General features: G+C 70.8%; 15 protein-coding genes. 6 read left to right on the top strand and 9 right to left on the bottom strand.

Annotated elements, in window-relative coordinates; all coding sequences use genetic code 11:
* Positions 1 to 66: 66 nt before the first annotated feature.
* The 3 genes from ACIBCT_RS23205 to ACIBCT_RS23195 form a co-directional block, all read right to left on the bottom strand.
* Positions 67 to 1,575, bottom strand: a complete 1,509-nt coding sequence (locus tag ACIBCT_RS23205) for a non-reducing end alpha-L-arabinofuranosidase family hydrolase (RefSeq protein ID WP_399191714.1) — start codon at positions 1,573 to 1,575, stop codon at positions 67 to 69.
* Positions 1,576 to 1,600: 25 nt separating this feature from the next.
* The gene (locus ACIBCT_RS23200; protein ID WP_399191712.1) at positions 1,601 to 3,049 is read right to left on the bottom strand and encodes an endo-1,4-beta-xylanase; all 1,449 of its coding nucleotides are present in this window, start codon (positions 3,047 to 3,049) and stop codon (positions 1,601 to 1,603) included.
* A gap of 75 nt (positions 3,050 to 3,124) precedes the next feature.
* Positions 3,125 to 5,233 (bottom strand): family 43 glycosylhydrolase, encoded by a 2,109-nt coding sequence (locus ACIBCT_RS23195; protein ID WP_399191710.1) that lies wholly within the window; start codon positions 5,231 to 5,233, stop codon positions 3,125 to 3,127.
* A gap of 835 nt (positions 5,234 to 6,068) precedes the next feature.
* Between ACIBCT_RS23195 and ACIBCT_RS23190 the strand changes: the two genes are divergently transcribed.
* Positions 6,069 to 6,935, top strand: coding sequence for a universal stress protein (locus tag ACIBCT_RS23190; protein ID WP_399191708.1), 867 nt, complete (start codon positions 6,069 to 6,071; stop codon positions 6,933 to 6,935).
* A gap of 129 nt (positions 6,936 to 7,064) precedes the next feature.
* On the opposite strand, the gene ACIBCT_RS23185 is transcribed toward ACIBCT_RS23190, so the two are convergent.
* A complete protein-coding gene (locus tag ACIBCT_RS23185) occupies positions 7,065 to 7,802 on the bottom strand; it encodes an SDR family oxidoreductase (RefSeq protein ID WP_399191706.1) in 738 nt (245 codons plus the stop codon).
* Between the two features lie 92 nt (positions 7,803 to 7,894).
* Between ACIBCT_RS23185 and ACIBCT_RS23180 the strand changes: the two genes are divergently transcribed.
* Positions 7,895 to 8,758: a LysR family transcriptional regulator gene (locus ACIBCT_RS23180; RefSeq protein WP_399191704.1), complete on the top strand. Its 864-nt coding sequence runs from the start codon at positions 7,895 to 7,897 to the stop codon at positions 8,756 to 8,758.
* Between the two features lie 67 nt (positions 8,759 to 8,825).
* Here the strand turns inward: ACIBCT_RS23180 and ACIBCT_RS23175 are convergent, their stop codons facing one another.
* The gene (locus ACIBCT_RS23175; RefSeq protein ID WP_399191702.1) at positions 8,826 to 9,170 is read right to left on the bottom strand and encodes an ArsR/SmtB family transcription factor; all 345 of its coding nucleotides are present in this window, start codon (positions 9,168 to 9,170) and stop codon (positions 8,826 to 8,828) included.
* Between the two features lie 91 nt (positions 9,171 to 9,261).
* Here ACIBCT_RS23175 and ACIBCT_RS23170 point away from each other — a divergent pair, with 91 nt between their 5' ends.
* Entirely contained in the window at positions 9,262 to 10,260 is a 999-nt protein-coding gene (locus tag ACIBCT_RS23170) for a zinc-dependent alcohol dehydrogenase family protein (RefSeq protein WP_399191700.1), read from the top strand.
* Between the two features lie 39 nt (positions 10,261 to 10,299).
* Here the strand turns inward: ACIBCT_RS23170 and ACIBCT_RS23165 are convergent, their stop codons facing one another.
* Positions 10,300 to 11,466 carry an erythromycin esterase family protein gene (locus tag ACIBCT_RS23165; RefSeq protein ID WP_399191698.1) on the bottom strand — a complete coding sequence of 389 codons (1,167 nt, stop codon included), beginning with the start codon at positions 11,464 to 11,466 and terminating at the stop codon, positions 10,300 to 10,302.
* A gap of 298 nt (positions 11,467 to 11,764) precedes the next feature.
* Between ACIBCT_RS23165 and ACIBCT_RS23160 the strand changes: the two genes are divergently transcribed.
* Both ACIBCT_RS23160 and ACIBCT_RS23155 read left to right on the top strand, forming a co-directional pair.
* Positions 11,765 to 12,256: a MarR family winged helix-turn-helix transcriptional regulator gene (locus ACIBCT_RS23160; protein ID WP_399191696.1), complete on the top strand. Its 492-nt coding sequence runs from the start codon at positions 11,765 to 11,767 to the stop codon at positions 12,254 to 12,256.
* Complete coding sequence (locus ACIBCT_RS23155) at positions 12,253 to 13,308, top strand: alpha/beta fold hydrolase (protein ID WP_399191694.1); 1,056 nt, start codon at positions 12,253 to 12,255, stop codon at positions 13,306 to 13,308. Before ACIBCT_RS23160 ends, ACIBCT_RS23155 begins: the two co-directional genes overlap by 4 nt.
* Positions 13,309 to 13,396: 88 nt before the next feature.
* Here ACIBCT_RS23155 and ACIBCT_RS23150 read toward each other — a convergent pair whose 3' ends face one another.
* The gene (locus ACIBCT_RS23150) at positions 13,397 to 13,933 is read right to left on the bottom strand and encodes a YceI family protein (protein ID WP_399191692.1); all 537 of its coding nucleotides are present in this window, start codon (positions 13,931 to 13,933) and stop codon (positions 13,397 to 13,399) included.
* 108 nt (positions 13,934 to 14,041) lie between these two features.
* Positions 14,042 to 14,494, bottom strand: coding sequence for a nuclear transport factor 2 family protein (locus tag ACIBCT_RS23145; RefSeq protein WP_399191690.1), 453 nt, complete (start codon positions 14,492 to 14,494; stop codon positions 14,042 to 14,044).
* 133 nt (positions 14,495 to 14,627) lie between these two features.
* Here ACIBCT_RS23145 and ACIBCT_RS23140 point away from each other — a divergent pair, with 133 nt between their 5' ends.
* Positions 14,628 to 15,518: a LysR substrate-binding domain-containing protein gene (locus ACIBCT_RS23140; protein ID WP_399191688.1), complete on the top strand. Its 891-nt coding sequence runs from the start codon at positions 14,628 to 14,630 to the stop codon at positions 15,516 to 15,518.
* A gap of 153 nt (positions 15,519 to 15,671) precedes the next feature.
* Here ACIBCT_RS23140 and ACIBCT_RS23135 read toward each other — a convergent pair whose 3' ends face one another.
* A complete protein-coding gene (locus tag ACIBCT_RS23135; protein ID WP_399191686.1) occupies positions 15,672 to 16,073 on the bottom strand; it encodes a RidA family protein in 402 nt (133 codons plus the stop codon).
* Positions 16,074 to 16,142 lie beyond the last annotated feature (69 nt).

The following is a 16,142-nucleotide window of genomic DNA, read 5'->3' as shown; positions in this document are numbered from 1 at the left end:
GCTCTCTCCCCGCGCCCGGGGCCGGTTCAGTGGGGACCGGCGGAAGGCCGGATCCGTGTCAGGTCGTCAGCGCTGGAGTGTCAGCAGGCCCGGCCGGTAGGGCAGGAGGCCGTAGTCGGACGGGTTGACGTTGGGGTCGCGGCCCTGGTAGAGCAGCTGCAGGTTGCAGGGGTCGACGGTCATGGTCTGGTCGGCATTGGTGCGCAGCAGCTCGCCGTGGCTGATGTCGTTGGTCCAGGTGGCGCCGCTGTTGGCCTTGCCGGCGAACGGGTTGGACTCGGTGGCGGCCTGCGGGGTCCACGAACCGTTCAGGCTGGTGGCGGTGAAGGAGCGGAAGTAGCGCCCCCGCGCGCCCATGGCCTCGACGATCATGAGGTAGCGGTTCTGGTTCTGCAGCTTGTAGACCTGCACGGCCTCGAACAGGTTCTCCTTCGTGTCGCTCATGATGACGGTCGAGGAGGTGCCGAAGTTGCCGGGGAAGTTCCCGATGGGCATGCCGGCGCGGTAGATCTTGCCGTTGTCGCCGGCGAAGAACAGGTACATGTTCGTGCCGTCACCGATGACGGCCTGGTCGATGGGGCCGGTGTCGGAGCCGGTGATGCTTCCGGAGAACAGGGTCTGCGGGGCCGACCAGCCGTTGGGGTTGGTGGGGTCGCTGGAGGTGCGGTAGGAGAAGGCCGGGCCGCCCCACTGGTAGGCCAGCACCCAGATGTTCTTGGGGGCGAAGTAGAACAGCGAGGGCGCCACCGCGGCGAACGACATCGCGTTCTGGCCGGCCGAGGCCATCTGCGACCAGTTGGTGAACAGGCCGAAGTTCATCGAGCCCCAGGTCTTGCCGAAGTCGTGGGTGGTGGCGTAGACGAGCTGCTTGCCCTGGTAGGGGGCGACGGTGAAGTCCTTGAGCGAGACCCAGCCCGACCTCGGGTTGGCCAGCACGCCGGTGGAGCTCCAGCGGTACGTCGAGGGAAGGTTGCAGGTGCCGCCGGTCGGCGTCACGGTCGGCGTCGGGCTCGGCTCGCTGCCGACCTTGACGAACTGCCACTGCTGGTTGGCGCCGCCCCAGTCGTCGTACTGGACGATGTTGGCGCCGTCGGCGGTGGAGGCGCCTTGGACCTCCAGGGCCTTGTTGCTGTTGCGGTTGATCAGCCGCACGTGACCTGCGTCGGAGTCGGCCAGGCGCCACTGCTGGTTGGTGCCGTTGAGGTCGGCCCACTGCACGACGGCGCCGCCGTTGGCGGTGGAGAAGCCGCTGACGTCGAGGACCTTGCCGGAGTGGCGGGACTTGACCCGGTAGTGGCCGCCGCCGGAGTCGACGAACTGCCACTGCTGCTGGTTGCCGTTGTTGCGGGTCCACTGGGTGATGCGGCCGCCGTCGGCGGTGGAGAGGTTGTAGACGTCCAGGGCCTTGCCGCTGGTGCGGTTGACCAGTACGTACCAGGCGTTGGTGTCCACCGTCGCCGCGTTCGCGGCGGTCGTCGAGGCCAGCCCCACCAGGAGACCGGCCATGAGCGTGGTCACGACCGCGATGATCGCCGCCGTGCTCCGGCGCGGACGCCGGGTATGCGTGATGTCCAAGGTGTGCTCCTTGTTCGAGAACCGATCAGCCGACACGGGAGAGCTGCCACTGCTGGTTGTTGCCGCCCCAGTCGTCGTACTGGACGATGTTGGCGCCGTCGGCGGTGGAGGCGCCCTGGACCTCCAGGGCCTTGTTGCTGTTGCGGTTGATCAGGCGGAGGTAACCGCCCGACGAGGTGGCGAGGCGCCACTGCTGGTTGGTGCCGTTGAGGTCGGCCCACTGCACGACGGCGCCGCCGTTGGCGGTGGAGAAGCCGCTGACGTCGAGGACCTTGCCGGAGTGGCGGGACTTGACCCGGTAGTGGCCGCCGCCGGAGTCGACGAACTGCCACTGCTGCTGGTTGCCGTTGTTGCGGGTCCACTGGGTGATGCGGCCGCCGTCGGCGGTGGAGAGGTTGTAGACGTCCAGGGCCTTGCCGCTGGTGCGGTTGACCAGCACGTACCAGGCGTTGGTGTCGACCTGTCCCGGGGTCGGCGTGGGGTTGGGGGTGGGGGTGCCGCCGGCGTTGAGGGCGTTGAGCGTGCTGGTGTAGGCGGCCTTCTTGTTGCCGGAGGCGTCGAACAGCAGCGGGTTCTCCCCGGTGCGCCAGGAGTCGCTGTCGCGGATGCCCCAGACGGTGATGCCGGTGCACCGGGACACCGCCAGGCACGCCCGGGTCACGCCGGCGTAGATGTTCGCCTGGTTGGACCCCTGGGCCACGTCGAGCTCGGTGATCTGGACGTCGACGCCGAGGTCGGCGAAGCGCTGGAGGTTGGCCTGGTAGTCACCGGAGAGGGAGCCGCCCAGGTGGGACTGGAAGCCGACGCAGTCGATCGGCACGCCGCGCGCCTTGAAGTCGCGCACCATGTTGTAGATGCCGGTGCTCTTGGCGTTGATCCCGTCGGTGTTGTAGTCGTTGTAGCAGAGCTTGGCGCCGGGGTCGGCGGCACGGGCGGCGCGGAAGGCGGCCTCGATCCAGTCGTTGCCGGTCCGCTGGAGGTTGGAGTCACGCCGGCCCCCGGAGCCGCCGTCGGCGAACGCCTCGTTGACCACGTCCCAGGAGTGGATCTTGCCGCGGAAGTAGGTGGCGACCTGGGTGACGTGGTTGATCGCGGCGTTGCGCAGGTCGGAACCTGACAGGCCCTGGGCCCAGCCGGGCTGCTGCTGGTGCCAGAGCAGGGCGTGACCGCGGATCTTCATGCCCTGTCCCAGGGCGTGGTTCACGATCCGGTTGGCGCTGGTGTAGTTGAAGGTGCCGCGCTGGGGCTCGGTGGAGCTCCACTTCATCTCGTTCTCGGCGGTCACCGAGTTGAACTCGCGGTTCAGGATGCCGACGTAGGTGGAGTCACCGAGCCTGCCGGCGGCGACGGCGGCGCCGAAGTAGCGGCCGCCCCTCTCCGCCGCCGACGCCCCCAGGGTGGAGGCGGCGTCCGCCGGGGCGGAGATCGCCGCCGACATGCCGATGGCGACCACACCGGCGCTCAGGAAGGACACGAGTTTCCGCAACCGTGTACGCCCGGAAGGCCCGGCCGCGCGATCTGGAGTGTTCATCACGTGGTGTCTCTCGGTTCAGGGGGTGGTGAGGTCGAAGCGGCGGACGGTGACCGCGCCGCCGAGGGATTGGGTGGCGTGGTTGAAGATCGCGAATCGGTAGCCCATGAAGAACTGCCAGGCGTTGTTGAGGGTGAAGGCCGGTCCCAGGGGGGTGAAGGTCACCCCGTCGGTGCTGTAGGAGAAACGGGCCTGTCGCCCGGCGCCGGGGCGGATGTCGGCGTTGGCGCGTAGCCAGATGCGGGTGCCGCTGATGGGGGCGCTGGCGGCTTCGGTACCCGTGCTGGTGGTCTGCCAGCTGCTGTTCATGCTCAGGCCGGTGGTCATCACCAGGCGGGTGGTGTTGTTGTCGCGTTTGAGGCCGATCCACGCTGACTGGTCGCGTAGCAGGGCCAGTCCGGAGCGGTCCCCGTTGGCCATGGCCGCGTGGTCGAGCTCGATCGTGGCGGTGGAGGAGGGGCCCTGGATGCGGTGGGTCAGCGTGTTACGCGCGTTGTAGAGGTCATTGGTGACGGTGGCGGTCTGCAGTCGCAGCCCGTTTCCGGTGGAAAAGCGGCTGGTGTCGGGGTTGTGGTTCCATTCCCAGCGGTGGCCCAGGGTGGGGGAGGTGAAGGTGTCGGGGCCGATCATCGATGTGACCGTCTTGGTGGTCTGGATGTTGGGCCGCGGGTAGGTGGTGCCCCAGGCGCCGTTGACGGTCTGGACGCTGGGCCAGCCGTCGGCGCTCCAGGTGATCGGGGCCAGGGCGGGCATCCGGCCGCCGGGGTAGGCATCGACGAAGGCCATGTAGTACCAGGCGCCGGTGGGGGTCTGTACCAGGCCGCCCTGGTGGGGTACGCCGCCGCCGGGGATGGGGCCGGGCATGTTCAGCAACACCTGGCGCATCTCGTACGGGCCGAACGGGCTGGTCGAGCGCAGCACGTACTGGCCGTTGGCCGGGCGGGTGAGCCAGATGTAGTAGTAGCCGCCGCGTTTGTAGAAGCGGGCGCCTTCCAGGGTGCCGACGCTTGCGGGGGTCTGGAAGACCTGCTGGGCGCGGACCTGGCCCAGGCCGTCGGGGGTGAGCTGGGCGACGCTGATGGTGCCGTTGCCGTAGGCGACGTACATGGTGTCGTTGTCGTCGATGAGCAGTCCGGCGTCGTAGTAGCAGTTGTTGATCCGGGCGCGTTTGGTCCAGGTGCCGTCCACGGCCGAGGCGGTGTAGACGTAGGTGCGGTTGAACTCGGTGCAGCCCATCCAGTAGTAGGTGCTGTTGCTGGGCCGGTAGTTCAGCGTCGAGGCCCAGATGCCCTTGACATACGCCCGCCCGCCGGTGAGGTCGTAGGCGGCCGAGTCGAAGTCCAGGCGCGGCACCGAGTGGCCGGCGTACTCCCAGTCGACCAGGTTGTAGGAGCGCAGGATCGGCGCGCCGGGGGAGTAGTGCATGGTGGAGGCGGAGTAGTAGTAGGCGTCGCCCACCCGGATGATGTCACCGTCGGCGAAGTCCTGCCAGACGACCGGGTTGGTGTACGTCCCCCCCGGAGTCGGGGTCGGGGTGGGGGTGGGGTCGGTGCCGCCGCCGACCTTGACGAACTGCCACTGCTGGTTGGCGCCGCCCCAGTCGTCGTACTGGACGATGTTGGCGCCGTCGGCGGTGGAGGCGCCTTGGACCTCCAGGGCCTTGTTGCTGTTGCGGTTGATCAGCCGCACGTGGCCTGCGTCGGAGTCGGCCAGGCGCCACTGCTGGTTGGTGCCGTTGAGGTCGGCCCACTGCACCACCGCGCCGCCGTTGGCGGTGGAGAAGCCGCTGACGTCGAGGACCTTGCCCGAGTGGCGGGACTTGACCCGGTAGTGGCCGCCGCCGGAGTCGACGAACTGCCACTGCTGCTGGTTGCCGTTGTTGCGGGTCCACTGGGTGATGCGGCCGCCGTCGGCGGTGGAGAGGTTGTAGACGTCCAGGGCCTTGCCGCTGGTGCGGTTGACCAGTACGTACCAGGCGTTGGTGTCCACCGTCGCCGCCGAGGCGGTGGTCACGTTGGCCACGAGCATGGCGGCGCCCATCAGAGCCGCCGCCATGGCGGCCAGCGCCCTTCTTCGCCACCCGTGGCGCCGTGGAGAGGGGGGCAGAGCCCGGACAGGGACTTTCATGGCGTGCTCCTTCGGTCAGGTGAGGCCGCTGAGCGGGACCGGGGGTGTGACGTTGGAGGTGACGACGCCGAAGGCGCCCGGCGCGTGACGCCGGTGCTTTGACTTCGAACAGGTTCACAGCTGATCAGGTGGAGGTGATGTCCGTTTCGTCGTGACAGGACCGATCTGATGTCCGGCGAAATGTTAACGCTAACATTTCCGGGACGTAAACTGAGAGTAAAGAACGAACCGGGGCTCAGTCAACGATCGTAAGCCTTGTTTTAGACCGAAACGTTCGGTAACGCCGGGATCGGTGGGGGTGTACGGGGTGGGCCGAGGCTTCGGAGGCCCCGTCCGCAGAGGGTGCCGATCCGTCGGTACGACGCATTTCGCTCGCTCTTCCAGCGATTTTGTCCGACGACGGCAAGGGGAGTGATCATGGTCTTTCTGGAGGGGCATGGCGTGGAGCCCGTGGCCGTGACGATGGGGCGACGGTGACCGTCACGGCGTTCGTTCCGAAAATTTCATGACGTTCATGGTCGTCTTCTGGGCGGACCGGCGCTCGGAGGCTCGCCCGCGCCCTCCGGTGCGTCCCCGGGGGAGCGGGGTCCGCTGACGGGGACGCGCTTACAGGGACACGCTGACAGGGTCCGCTGACGGGGATGCGCGGCCGCGTGGGTGAGTGTGCCGTACCGGATGGATCCGGTCACCAGGCCCGGCCCGGCTCACGCGTTCGGAGAGACCGTCACCGTGACCGGTCCCGCGGAGGTTCCCCTGGTAAAAGAAATCCTCACCGCCGTGGCGATCCGGCCGTCCGCCGAGGTGGTGGTGTCATGGGTCCCATGAGGGGGACGTCATGATCGTGGTGGGAGTGGACGGCTCGCAGGCCGCGCTCGCGGCCGCGGGCTGGGCGGCGCGGGAGGCCGCGCTCCGCGGTGACGAGCTGAGCCTGGTGCACGTCATGCCCGCCTGGCCTCTGGAGATCTCCGAGCGGGACCGCTACGCCGACGTGGGCCGCTGGATGCGCGAGGGAGCCACGTCCATGCTGGACGCGGCACTGGAACGCGTCCGCCAGGAGGATCTCCGTGTCGCGGCGCAGGCGCGGTTGCTGGGCGGTGACCCGCGTGCCGTCCTGATCGAGGTCGCGGCCGGTGCCGGGCTCCTGGCGGTCGGCAACCACGGGCTTGGGGGTTTCACGGGGATGCTGCTCGGGTCGGTGGCGCTGGGGGTCGCCGGGCGCGCCGCCTGCCCGGTGGCCGTCGTCCGTGACCCGCTCACCCCGCCGGGAGGGGAGGTGGTCGTCGGTGTCGACGGTTCCGCCACGGGGGCGGACGCCCTGGGATTCGCCTTCGCCGAGGCGTCCCTGCGCGGTACCGGCCTGCGGGCGGTGCACGTCTGGAACAGCCCGGTCGTCGGTGGCGGCCCCTCGGCCCTGCGGGTCGCACAGGAGGCGGCCGAGGCCGAACGGCGCCTGCTGGCCGAGGCCCTGGCGGGCTGGAGCGAGCGCCACCCCGACGTCACGGTCACCGAGCAGGTCGAACACGGCCACCCGGTGCACGTCCTGGCCGAGGTCTCGGCCCACGCCGGTCTGCTGGTCGTCGGCTCACGCGGCCTCGGGGACCTGGCCGGGCTGCTGACGGGGTCGGTCAGCCACTCGCTGCTGCACCACGCCACCTGCCCCCTGGTCGTCACCCCGGCCCCGGCCTCTCGCGGCCCCTCCTGACCGGCCCTGCCCGGGCGGTCACCCCGTCCACGCCGCCGCCCCGGCGGGTCTGGCCCCGGGCGGCGCCGCCCCTACCCGGGACCTCACCTGCCGGGTCGTCCGCGAGGAGGACGCGGGCCGGTTCCCGTGTCACCAGGGGATGACGCCGTCGTCCTCGAAGAACGAACCGGTCGGGCCGCCGTCGGGCAGCGTGGCGAGCCGGATCGCCGTGGCCGCGCCCTGTTCGGGGGTGCGGGGTGCCTGGAAGCCGGTGAAGTCGGTGGCGACCAGGCCAGGGCAGGCGGCGTTGATCAGGATGTTCGTACCGGTGAACCGCCGGGCGTACTGCACGGTGACGGCGTTGAGGAACGACTTCGACGGCGCGTAGGCCGCCATGACGGGGCCGATCTCGACGTCCGGGTCCGCCTGCCGGGTCAGGGAGGCGACGCTGCTGGAGACGTTGACGATGCGTGGCGACGCCGAGCGCCGCAGCAGCGGCAGCATCGCGTTGGTCACCCGGATGACACCGATGACGTTGGTCTCCACGACGGTGCGGAGCACGCCGAGGTCGAGCGTGGTCGGGTCCTGCACCCATCCCGGGCCCGTCGGCCCCGAGATGCCGGCGTTGTTGACCAGGACGTCCAGGCGTCCGGCCCGCCGTCCGACCAGTTCCGCGGCCTCGGTGACGCTCCGGTCGCCGGTCACGTCCAGCGGTACGCCGAACGCGTCCACCCCGGCGGAGCGCAGCTTCTCGACGGCGGTCCCGAGCCGGCCCTCGTCGCGGGCTCCCACGCCCACGCGGTAGCCGAGGGCGCCCAGCCCGGCCGCGATCTCGTATCCGATCCCCTTGTTCGCGCCGGTGACCAGCGCGGTCTTCGTTTCGCTCATGCCGTCGATGGTCGCTCTCGGGCGGGCGGCGCATCCAACACCGATACGGTGACCTGTCATACCCGGTGGGTATCACCGCATACGGTGTGGCCATGGACGCCCTGGAGATCCGTGAGCTGAGGTACTTCACCGCCGTCGCCGAGGAGCTGCACTTCGGCCGCGCCGCCGAGCGCCTCGGCATGGCCCAGCCGCCGCTGTCGCGGGCGATCCAGCACCTCGAGCGGCGCCTCGGCGTCTCCCTGCTGGAACGCGACCGCCGCGGGGTCTCGCTGACCGGCGCCGGAGAGGTGCTGCTGCACGAGGGCCGCGCGGCCCTCGACGCGGCCACGGCCGCCGCCCGCCGGACCCGTCGCGCCGGTGGCGCCGACGGTCAGGGCGGTTCCCGCAACCGCCTGGTGCTGGCGGTGAAGGCCGCCGCGTCTCACGAGCTGCTGCAGAAGCTCCTCGACGCCTACGCGGCCGAGCCCGGAGCCGCGGAGATCGAGGTGCTCCCGAGCGGTATGTGCGAGCAGGAGGAGATGCTGCGCGACGGCCGTGCCGACGTGGCGCTCATGCACGCGCCGTTCAACTCCCTCGCGGGGTTCGACAGCGAGGAACTGACGACCGAGGGGCAGATCGCCGTCCTGCCCGCCGGGCATCCCCTCGCCGCGCGCGAGACCCTGTCCATGGACGACGTCCGCGACGTCCCCGATCTTCCGCTCGCCCGCTGGCCCCGCCACGGCACGTACCCGCCCGGACCGGGTCCCGAGGTCCGTGACCAGACGCAGCTGGCCCAGCTGATCGCCCTCGGGCGTACCATGGCCGTCTTCCCCGACTCCGCCCGCTCCTGGCTGTGGGCCGGGCACGCCGCCGTCCCGCTGACCGACGCGCCCCCGGTCGTCACCTGCATCGCCTGGCCCGCGCACAGCCGCTCCCTCGCCCTCGCGAGTCTGGTCCGCACGGCCACGCGGCTGTGACCCCCGGGGGGTGACGGTCCGGGGCCGGGCGGCCCACCGGCGCCCGGCGCCGTGCCCTCAGTGACCCTCAGTGCCCCTCAGCGTCCCTCGGTGACCCTCGTCCCTCCCGCCGCTGCGCGGTGAGGGCGTCGAGCAGCCCGGGGAACGCCCCGTTCATCTCGGCGCGGCGCAGGGTGTTCATGCGCGAGGTGCCGACGTAGTGCTGCCGGATCAGGCCCGCCTCGCGCAGCACCTTGAAGTGGTGGGTGGCGGTGGACTTGCTGACCGAGATGTCGAAGGCGCCGCAGGCGATGTCCTGCCCGGCGGCGGCCAGCTGCGTGACGATGCTCCGGCGTACCGGGTCGACGAGGGCCTCCAGCACTTTCTGAAGGTCGAACTCCGAGACGTCCGGGTGTGGGGGCGTGCGGTCCATTCCCCCATAGTACGATCTGGATCAAAGTTTGACCGCGATCGTACTTTGATGGCACGGTGAGCGGTGTTTCCCGCGAGCGAAGGAGGACGCCATGACAAGGGTCGTACGGTTCCACGAGATCGGCGGGCCCGAGGTGTTGCGGCTGGAGGACCTGGAGGTCGGCGAGCCGGGACCGGGCGAGGTGCGGATCCGGGTGGACGCGATCGGGGTCAACAGGGCCGAGGCCCTGTTCCGGAGCGGCCTGTACATCGAGCGGGTCGAGCACCTGCCCTCCACGCTCGGCAACGAGGCGGCCGGTGTGATCGAGGCGGTCGGCCCCGGGGTGACCGGGTTCGAGGAGGGCCAGGCGGTCAGTGTCGTGCCGAGCTTCTCCCACAACGACTACGGCGTCTACGCCGAGCGGGCGATCGTGCCGGCGAGCGCGCTCCTGCCGCGTGCGGAGGACGTGGACGCGGTGACCGGTTCGGCGGTGTGGATGCCGTGGCTCACGGCCTACGGCGCGATGGTGGAGGTGGCGGGGATGCGGGCGGGCGACGTGGCGGTGGTGACCGCGGCCTCCAGCAGCGTCGGCCTGGCCGCGATCCAGACCGCCGACCGGCTGGGTGCCATCCCGGTGGCCGTGACCCGCAGCCGGGACAAGCGGCGGCGGCTGCTGCAGGAGGGCGCGGCCGAGGTGATCGTCTCGGACGAGGAGGACGTGCCCGGACGCGTGCTGGAGGTGACAGGCGGCCGGGGTGCCGAGTTCGTCTTCGACGCCGTCGCCGGGCCGGGGGTGACCGACCTGGCCCGCGCGGTGGCCGCCGACGGGACGATCCTCCTGTGGGGCGCGCAGAGCGGGCTGCCCACGCCCTATCCCGGGTTCGACCTCGGCATGCCCGCGCTGAACATGCGCACGTACACCATGCTGGAGATCACCAGGGATCCCGGGCGGATGCGGCGCACCACGGCGTTCGTCACCTCGGGCCTGCGCACCGGGTCCCTGCGCCCGGTGGTGGACCGTCTCTTCCCGCTGGAGGAGGTCGTGGAGGCCCACCGGTACATGGAGTCCGGCACTCAGTTCGGCAAGATCGTGATCACCGTGGCGCACTGACGCGAAGCCGCCCGGCCGTGGACGGACCGGCCCGTCCGTTCACCCCAGCCTGACGGCCCGGGGGAGGAAGACGATGCCGTCGACCAGGTCGAGGTGGGCCGGGTCCAGCGGGAAATAGGCGAAGTCGGGGGAGACGCGCGGGGCGGACCGGGTGACGGCCCCGGCCAGGCGGCGGGCGTCGACGAGCGAGTGCTCCCACGGGAGCGTGGACAGGACGCCCTCGACGGTGTCCGGGGACGGGGTGTCGTCGCCGACCGTGCCGAGGGCCGAGGCCAGGAAGGCGTACCGGTCGCCCAGGTACGTCCCGGTGATCGCCCCCGCGCTCCACCACTCCAGCGTCTGGTCGCCGAACGACATGAGGCTCTTGTTGCGCTGCAGGTGGAGGTTGGAGGAGAAGACCAGGGCGGGGCCGTGCTCGGCGACGGCACGCAGGTTGGCGGCCATCATCGCGTCCCGCAGCGCCGACAGCCGGCCCCAGCGTGCCGGGGAGTCGTCGGCCATCCCGTGGTGGTAGCGGAGCAGGCCGACGGCGGTGCGCGCGTACAGTGCCGCCCGCTCCCGGTCCCGCGCGCCCAGCCGCGGCAGCTGCGTCTCCAGCAGCGCCACCAGGTCGTCGGTGATCAGCCGTAGCCGCCGGGCGTCGTCGGACCGGCCGATCGACCGGGACGGGTCCATGGCCGTGGCCTCGTTCTCCCACCGGTCGTCCGGGCCCAGCAGCTCGTCGAGGGCCTTCTCGTCGCAGGGCAGGGGACCCTCCAGAAGGGCGTACAGGCCGGTGAGCGCCTGGCGCGGGCTCGCCGCCCAGTACTCCAGCGGGCCGTCGAACCCGAAGAACCTGAGCTTCTCATCATGTTCCTCGTTGTACGCGCGCATCCAGCGCACGAGTTCGCGGTTGGCCGGGAACGCGCCGAAACCATGACTGAAGCCGCGTTCCATGACGTCGTCGAGCGTGCCCGCGCCCGTCGCGATGTGCTCGTCGACCACGAGGCCCATGAGGCAGTCGCTCTCGGCGGCGAACGACCGGTAGCCCTCGTGCTCGACCAGATGACGGAAGATCTCGTTGCGCACCTCGCCCAGCTCTTCCACGAAGTGCCTGGCCTCGCCCAGGCCGAGCAGCAGGGGCCGTGAGGGAAGCGACCGGAGGAGAGCCGAGACTCCCGCGCCGTCGAGCGGCCGGGCCATGTCCTTGATGTCCTTGATGTCCATGCCTTCAACGGTATCGTTGAACCCTCGATGTAAACTTTTCCCTCTTATTGCCACTTCGTTCGCCGAATACCTTCAATCGGCGATGCATCCGTGAGGTCCCGGGAACCACCGCGCGACGTATCTTCGCGCACGACCGCGACCGGCTCGCGGGCTCACCGGGGGCCGTCCGCCATCACCCTGCCCTGCCCCGAACGGCCCGTGCCGACCTTCACGACGCGCGGACGCGCGGACTCCCGGCCGTGGAACGCCGTCACGGGCCCGACGCCTAATGGTCAACACGATGTAGACTGTTCACATCATGACAAGTACATCTGGCGGAGATCGCGACGTCGCGCGGCTGGCGTCCCGGCTGCGGATGCTGACCCTGCAGCGTTCGGACGCCTGGCTGGACCTCGACCTCACGCTGCCGCAGCTGCGCGTGCTGTTCGCCGTCCGCCGCAGGGACGGCTGCACGGTGTCGGAGCTGTCCGAGGCCCTCGGGCGACGGCTCGCGGCCACGTCCGCCCTGGTGAACCGGATGGTCCGCGCCGGGCTCCTGCAGCGGGTGAGCGATTCCGACGATCACCGGCGGGTCCGGCTGAGGCTCACCGACGAGGCGGAGCGGATGCTGGCTACGACGGACCAGCGGTCGGCGGACAGGTTCGCGGCCATCCTCGGACGCATGAGCGCGCAGGGCCGCGCGGCGCTGGCCGGCGCCCTGAGCGAGCTCATCGAGCTCGTGTCGGCGGACCTCGCCGAGGACCGGACACCGGGTGCCGATCCCCACCCCACGGAGGAAGGACTCCCATGAGCGCGTATCCGTACCGCAACCCGTACGAGGGCCTGTCCGGGACGATCGACATCAAGGCCGTCCGGGACGCCGGTTTCCGCGAGCAGCGGTTCGACACCGGCACCGTGCGGCTCAACTACGTGGTGGGCCCGGACAACGGCCCCCCGCTGGTCCTGCTGCCCGCGCAGATGGGGACCTGGGAGAGCTACCAGCGCGTACTGGTGCCGCTGTCGCGGCGGCTGCGGGTCTACGCGATCGACGTGCGCGGACACGGCAAGTCGAGCTGGACGCCGGGGGAGTACTCCTGGAACCACCTCGGCGCGGACATGGCGGCCTTCCTCTCCGAGGTCGTGCGAGCCCCCGCCGTCGTCGCCGGCAACTCCTCCGGAGGGCTCCTGGCCCTGTGGTGCGCGGCCAACCTCCCCGGCCGGGTCGCCGCGGCGATCCTGGAGGACGCCCCGGTGTTCTCCGCGGAGATGCCCCGCTTCCGCGACCGCGACCGCTTCGTGTACGAAGGGCTGGAACACCTCGCCGACACCCTCGGCGACCCCCGCGACCGGGATCTGGCCGACTACTTCCGCGGCCTGACGCTCCCGGTCTCCGAGACCCGGGAGAAACGCGTCCCCGACTGGTTCGTCTCCTTCCTGTCCCGCCGCGTCCGGGCGTTCCGGACCCGCCGCCCCGGGCGGCCGGTGGACATCCCCTACCTCCCGCTCAAGCTCCGTCTGCTGCTCAAGTGCCTGTCCATGTACGACGCGGACTTCGCGCGGGCCTTCGTCGACGGCCGGTTCTACGAGGGGCTCGACCACGCCGACGCGCTCGCCCGCGTGTCGTGCCCGCTGCTGGTGCTGCACGGCGACTGGCGGCGCGTGCCGGGCCACGGCCTGATCGGCGCGATGGACGACGAGGACGCGGCCCGGATCAGGAGACTCGTGCCGCACGGCCGGTACATGAAGATCAAGGCCAATCACGTGATCCACATGTCCAGGCCCCGCCGGTACGTGGAAGCGGTGAACACCTTCCTCGCCGAGGACGTCATGGGCGAGTTCGCCGCCCCGGCCGGACGGGCGTGACACCGCCTCCCGCCCGTCGGCTTCCGGGTTTCCGGGTTGCCGGGCTTTCGGGCGCGAGGCCGCGGATCAGGCGGGGACGCGGGCCGGGTCAGGTCCTGCGGATCACGGTGACGTCGAGCTCCAGCGCCACCTTCCTGGCGACCAGGCCCGCGGCGCCGGCCCAGTGCACGCCCCAGTCCCTGCGGTCGATCGTCGCGCCGCCCCGGAAACGGATCCGGGCACCATCCCGCGGGTCGTGCTCGACACCGATGCGCTCGACGTCCACGGTCACGGGCCTGGTCACGCCGCGGATGGTCAGGTCACCGGTGAGCCGGAAGCCGGTCTCGCCGGCCTGCCGTACTCCGGTCGAGGTGAAGGTGATGGCCGGGTGGTCGTCCAGGGCCAGGAACCTGCCGCGCAGCGCCTTGTCGCGTTGCGGGTTGAGGGTCTGGACGCTGCCGGTCTGGATCGTCACCGTGACGCTCGATCTGGACGGATGGTCGCCGTCCACGTGCGCGCCGCCCTCGAACCTCTCGAATCGCCCGCGTACCACGGGGCCGATCGTGTGCCGGGCGGTGAAGCCGATCCGGGTACGGGCGGGGTCGAAGGCGTAGTCGCCGGTCAGCTCGCCGAGCGTGGTCGTCATGCTGGTCGCTCCTGGAGGAAAGAGGCGGGGGAGGGGCGGAGGGGAACGGCCGTTCCTCCGGTTCCGGGCCGGTCGGTCGTCCGGTTCCGGGCCGGTCGTGAGGCGCGCTCACGCCTCGGGCGCGGCAGGGGGCGGTGAGCCCGCCAGCGGGCTGGAGTCGAGATAGCGGACCTCGTAGACGCGCTCGCTGAACCTCCAGCCGTCGGGGGTCCGCCGGTAGCGGTCGTGGTAGAGGGCGTGGTTGCGATGCGAGCCGCCGTCGCGCATCCGCCCGAACTCCTGGACGTACGCGCGGCCGGTCGCGGTGTCGCCGTCCAGCCGGACGACGCCCGGGTGGAGGTTCTGCACGAAGAACTCCCACAGCCCCTGCCCCCACTCGATCCCCGCCCGGATCTGCTCCCGGCCGGTGAACTCCCTGCCGATGTGCGGCCACCGCACCACGGCGTCGGGGGTGAACAGCGACCCGGCGCGGTCGTAGTCGCGCATCATCACCGCGTCGGTGAGTTCGGCGCGCAGCGATTCGATCTCGAAACGATCGGCGACGGCCCGCATGCCGTCCATCGGTCCCCCCGGCCCCGTCGGTGTGCCGGTCAGGCGGGGGCCGCCTGCCGGTGATGACGTGTCCAGCATCGCCGCAGGTCAGTGGCGGAACAATGTAAGCTTCGTGCAGCGATCCATAACACAGGGGTTATCCGTGGAGCTGCGCGACATCGAGATCTTCCTGACGCTGGCCGAGGAGCTGCATTTCGGCCGCACCGCCGAACGGCTCGGCGTGTCCCAGGCCCGGGTCAGCCAGGCCGTCGGCAGGCAGGAACGACGCCTCGGCGTGACCCTGTTCGACCGCACCAGCAGGCGGGTGACCCTGACTCCCGTCGGCCGGCGGCTGCGCGAGGACCTCCAGCAGGCCCTCGACCTCCTGCGGGCCGGGCTCGCCCGCGCCGAGGCGGCCGGCCTGGGCGCCGGTCAGACCCTGCGGCTGGGGGTGTTCGGCCATGCCGGGCACGAACTGCGCCCCCTCGTCGACGCGTTCCGCGCCCGCCATCCCGGGATCGACGTCCGGTTCGGCGAGATCAACGGCAGCGACCCGTTCACCGCCCTGCGTACCGGGGACCACGACGCGCACGTCCTGTGGCTGCCCGTCGCCGAACCGGACCTCACGGTCGGTCCCACCGTGTTCACCGCGGGCCGCGTGCTGGCCGTGCCGGCGGACCATCCGCTCGCCGGTCGCGGCACCGCGTCCCTGGAGGACCTCGCCGACAACCGTGTCGTCGACCTCGGCCCCGACGCCCCCGCGTACTGGGTCGAGTCCATGGTCCCCACCCGCACACCGCTGGGCCGTCGCGTTCCCCGCGGGCCCGCCGCGCGGACCTTCCACGAGATCCTCTCCCTGGTCGCCGCCGGGGACTGCGTCCACCCCCTGGGGGAGGTCGCCGCCCGCTACAACAATCCTCCCGGCGTCGTCTTCCTGCCCCTGCGCGACGCCCCCGTCCTGCGGTGGGCACTGACCTGGCGGTCCACCGCCGACGGCCCGGCCCTCCGCGCGCTGGCCCGGACCGCCGCCGACCTCGGCCCCATCGCCCTGTGACGACGGACGGCACGGCCCGTTATGAATCTACATCGTAAAGGCGGTCGATCGATTTCAGAATCGTTCACAGCAGGCCGAAGGCTCGTCACCCACGGACGAAGACCGCTCCGGGGAACCGCCTCCGGCAGGGCTGCCGGAGGCGGTGAGATCAGGTCACGCGACGGCGGTCCCCTCGAGTTCGACCATCAGGTCGGGGACGGCCAGCCGTGTCACCCCGAGCATCGTGGTGGGCGGTGCCACCCCGGCGGCGCCCAGTCGCGACGCCAGCGCACCGTAGTGCTCGAAGAGCCGGTCGACGTCGGTGGTGTAGACGTTGAGCCGGACGAGGTCGGCGAGGGACATGCCGGCCTCGCCGAGCACGGCCTCCAGGTTGTCGAGGCTCAGTTCGAGCTGCGCGGCCATGTCGCCGGCGTGCCGGGGCCTGCCTTCGCCGCCCATCGCGGTCTGCCCGGCGCAGTACAGGGTCCGGGTGTGCCCGGAGACGACCTCACCCTGGTTGTAGCCCAGCTCCACCGACCAGTTCCACGGGTTGATCGCCGTTCGCTCGGTTGTCATGTCAGCTCCATGTGATTCGTCGACGTCATGTATGTCCGCCGGCTCGTTGGCCGCCGTGTTTTTCGTGGC

The organism is Streptosporangium sp. NPDC050855, from assembly GCF_044456585.1.
GTDB classification, from domain to species: domain Bacteria; phylum Actinomycetota; class Actinomycetes; order Streptosporangiales; family Streptosporangiaceae; genus Streptosporangium; species Streptosporangium longisporum.
The sequence above is the reverse complement of the archived record's forward strand: the minus strand, read 5'-3'. Positions and strand labels throughout refer to the sequence as shown.

What these genes read in the sequence shown, in the direction of transcription:
- ACIBCT_RS23195 (WP_399191710.1), bottom strand. Translation starts at nt 5,233, where the DNA reads ATGAAAGTCCCTGTCCGGGCTCTGCCCCCCTCTCCACGGCGCCACGGG.
- ACIBCT_RS23190 (WP_399191708.1), top strand. Translation starts at nt 6,069, where the DNA reads ATGATCGTGGTGGGAGTGGACGGCTCGCAGGCCGCGCTCGCGGCCGCG.
- ACIBCT_RS23185 (WP_399191706.1), bottom strand. Translation starts at nt 7,802, where the DNA reads ATGAGCGAAACGAAGACCGCGCTGGTCACCGGCGCGAACAAGGGGATC.
- ACIBCT_RS23180 (WP_399191704.1), top strand. Translation starts at nt 7,895, where the DNA reads ATGGACGCCCTGGAGATCCGTGAGCTGAGGTACTTCACCGCCGTCGCC.
- ACIBCT_RS23175 (WP_399191702.1), bottom strand. Translation starts at nt 9,170, where the DNA reads ATGGACCGCACGCCCCCACACCCGGACGTCTCGGAGTTCGACCTTCAG.
- ACIBCT_RS23170 (WP_399191700.1), top strand. Translation starts at nt 9,262, where the DNA reads ATGACAAGGGTCGTACGGTTCCACGAGATCGGCGGGCCCGAGGTGTTG.
- ACIBCT_RS23165 (WP_399191698.1), bottom strand. Translation starts at nt 11,466, where the DNA reads ATGGACATCAAGGACATCAAGGACATGGCCCGGCCGCTCGACGGCGCG.
- ACIBCT_RS23160 (WP_399191696.1), top strand. Translation starts at nt 11,765, where the DNA reads ATGACAAGTACATCTGGCGGAGATCGCGACGTCGCGCGGCTGGCGTCC.
- ACIBCT_RS23155 (WP_399191694.1), top strand. Translation starts at nt 12,253, where the DNA reads ATGAGCGCGTATCCGTACCGCAACCCGTACGAGGGCCTGTCCGGGACG.
- ACIBCT_RS23150 (WP_399191692.1), bottom strand. Translation starts at nt 13,933, where the DNA reads ATGACGACCACGCTCGGCGAGCTGACCGGCGACTACGCCTTCGACCCC.
- ACIBCT_RS23145 (WP_399191690.1), bottom strand. Translation starts at nt 14,494, where the DNA reads ATGGACGGCATGCGGGCCGTCGCCGATCGTTTCGAGATCGAATCGCTG.
- ACIBCT_RS23135 (WP_399191686.1), bottom strand. Translation starts at nt 16,073, where the DNA reads ATGACAACCGAGCGAACGGCGATCAACCCGTGGAACTGGTCGGTGGAG.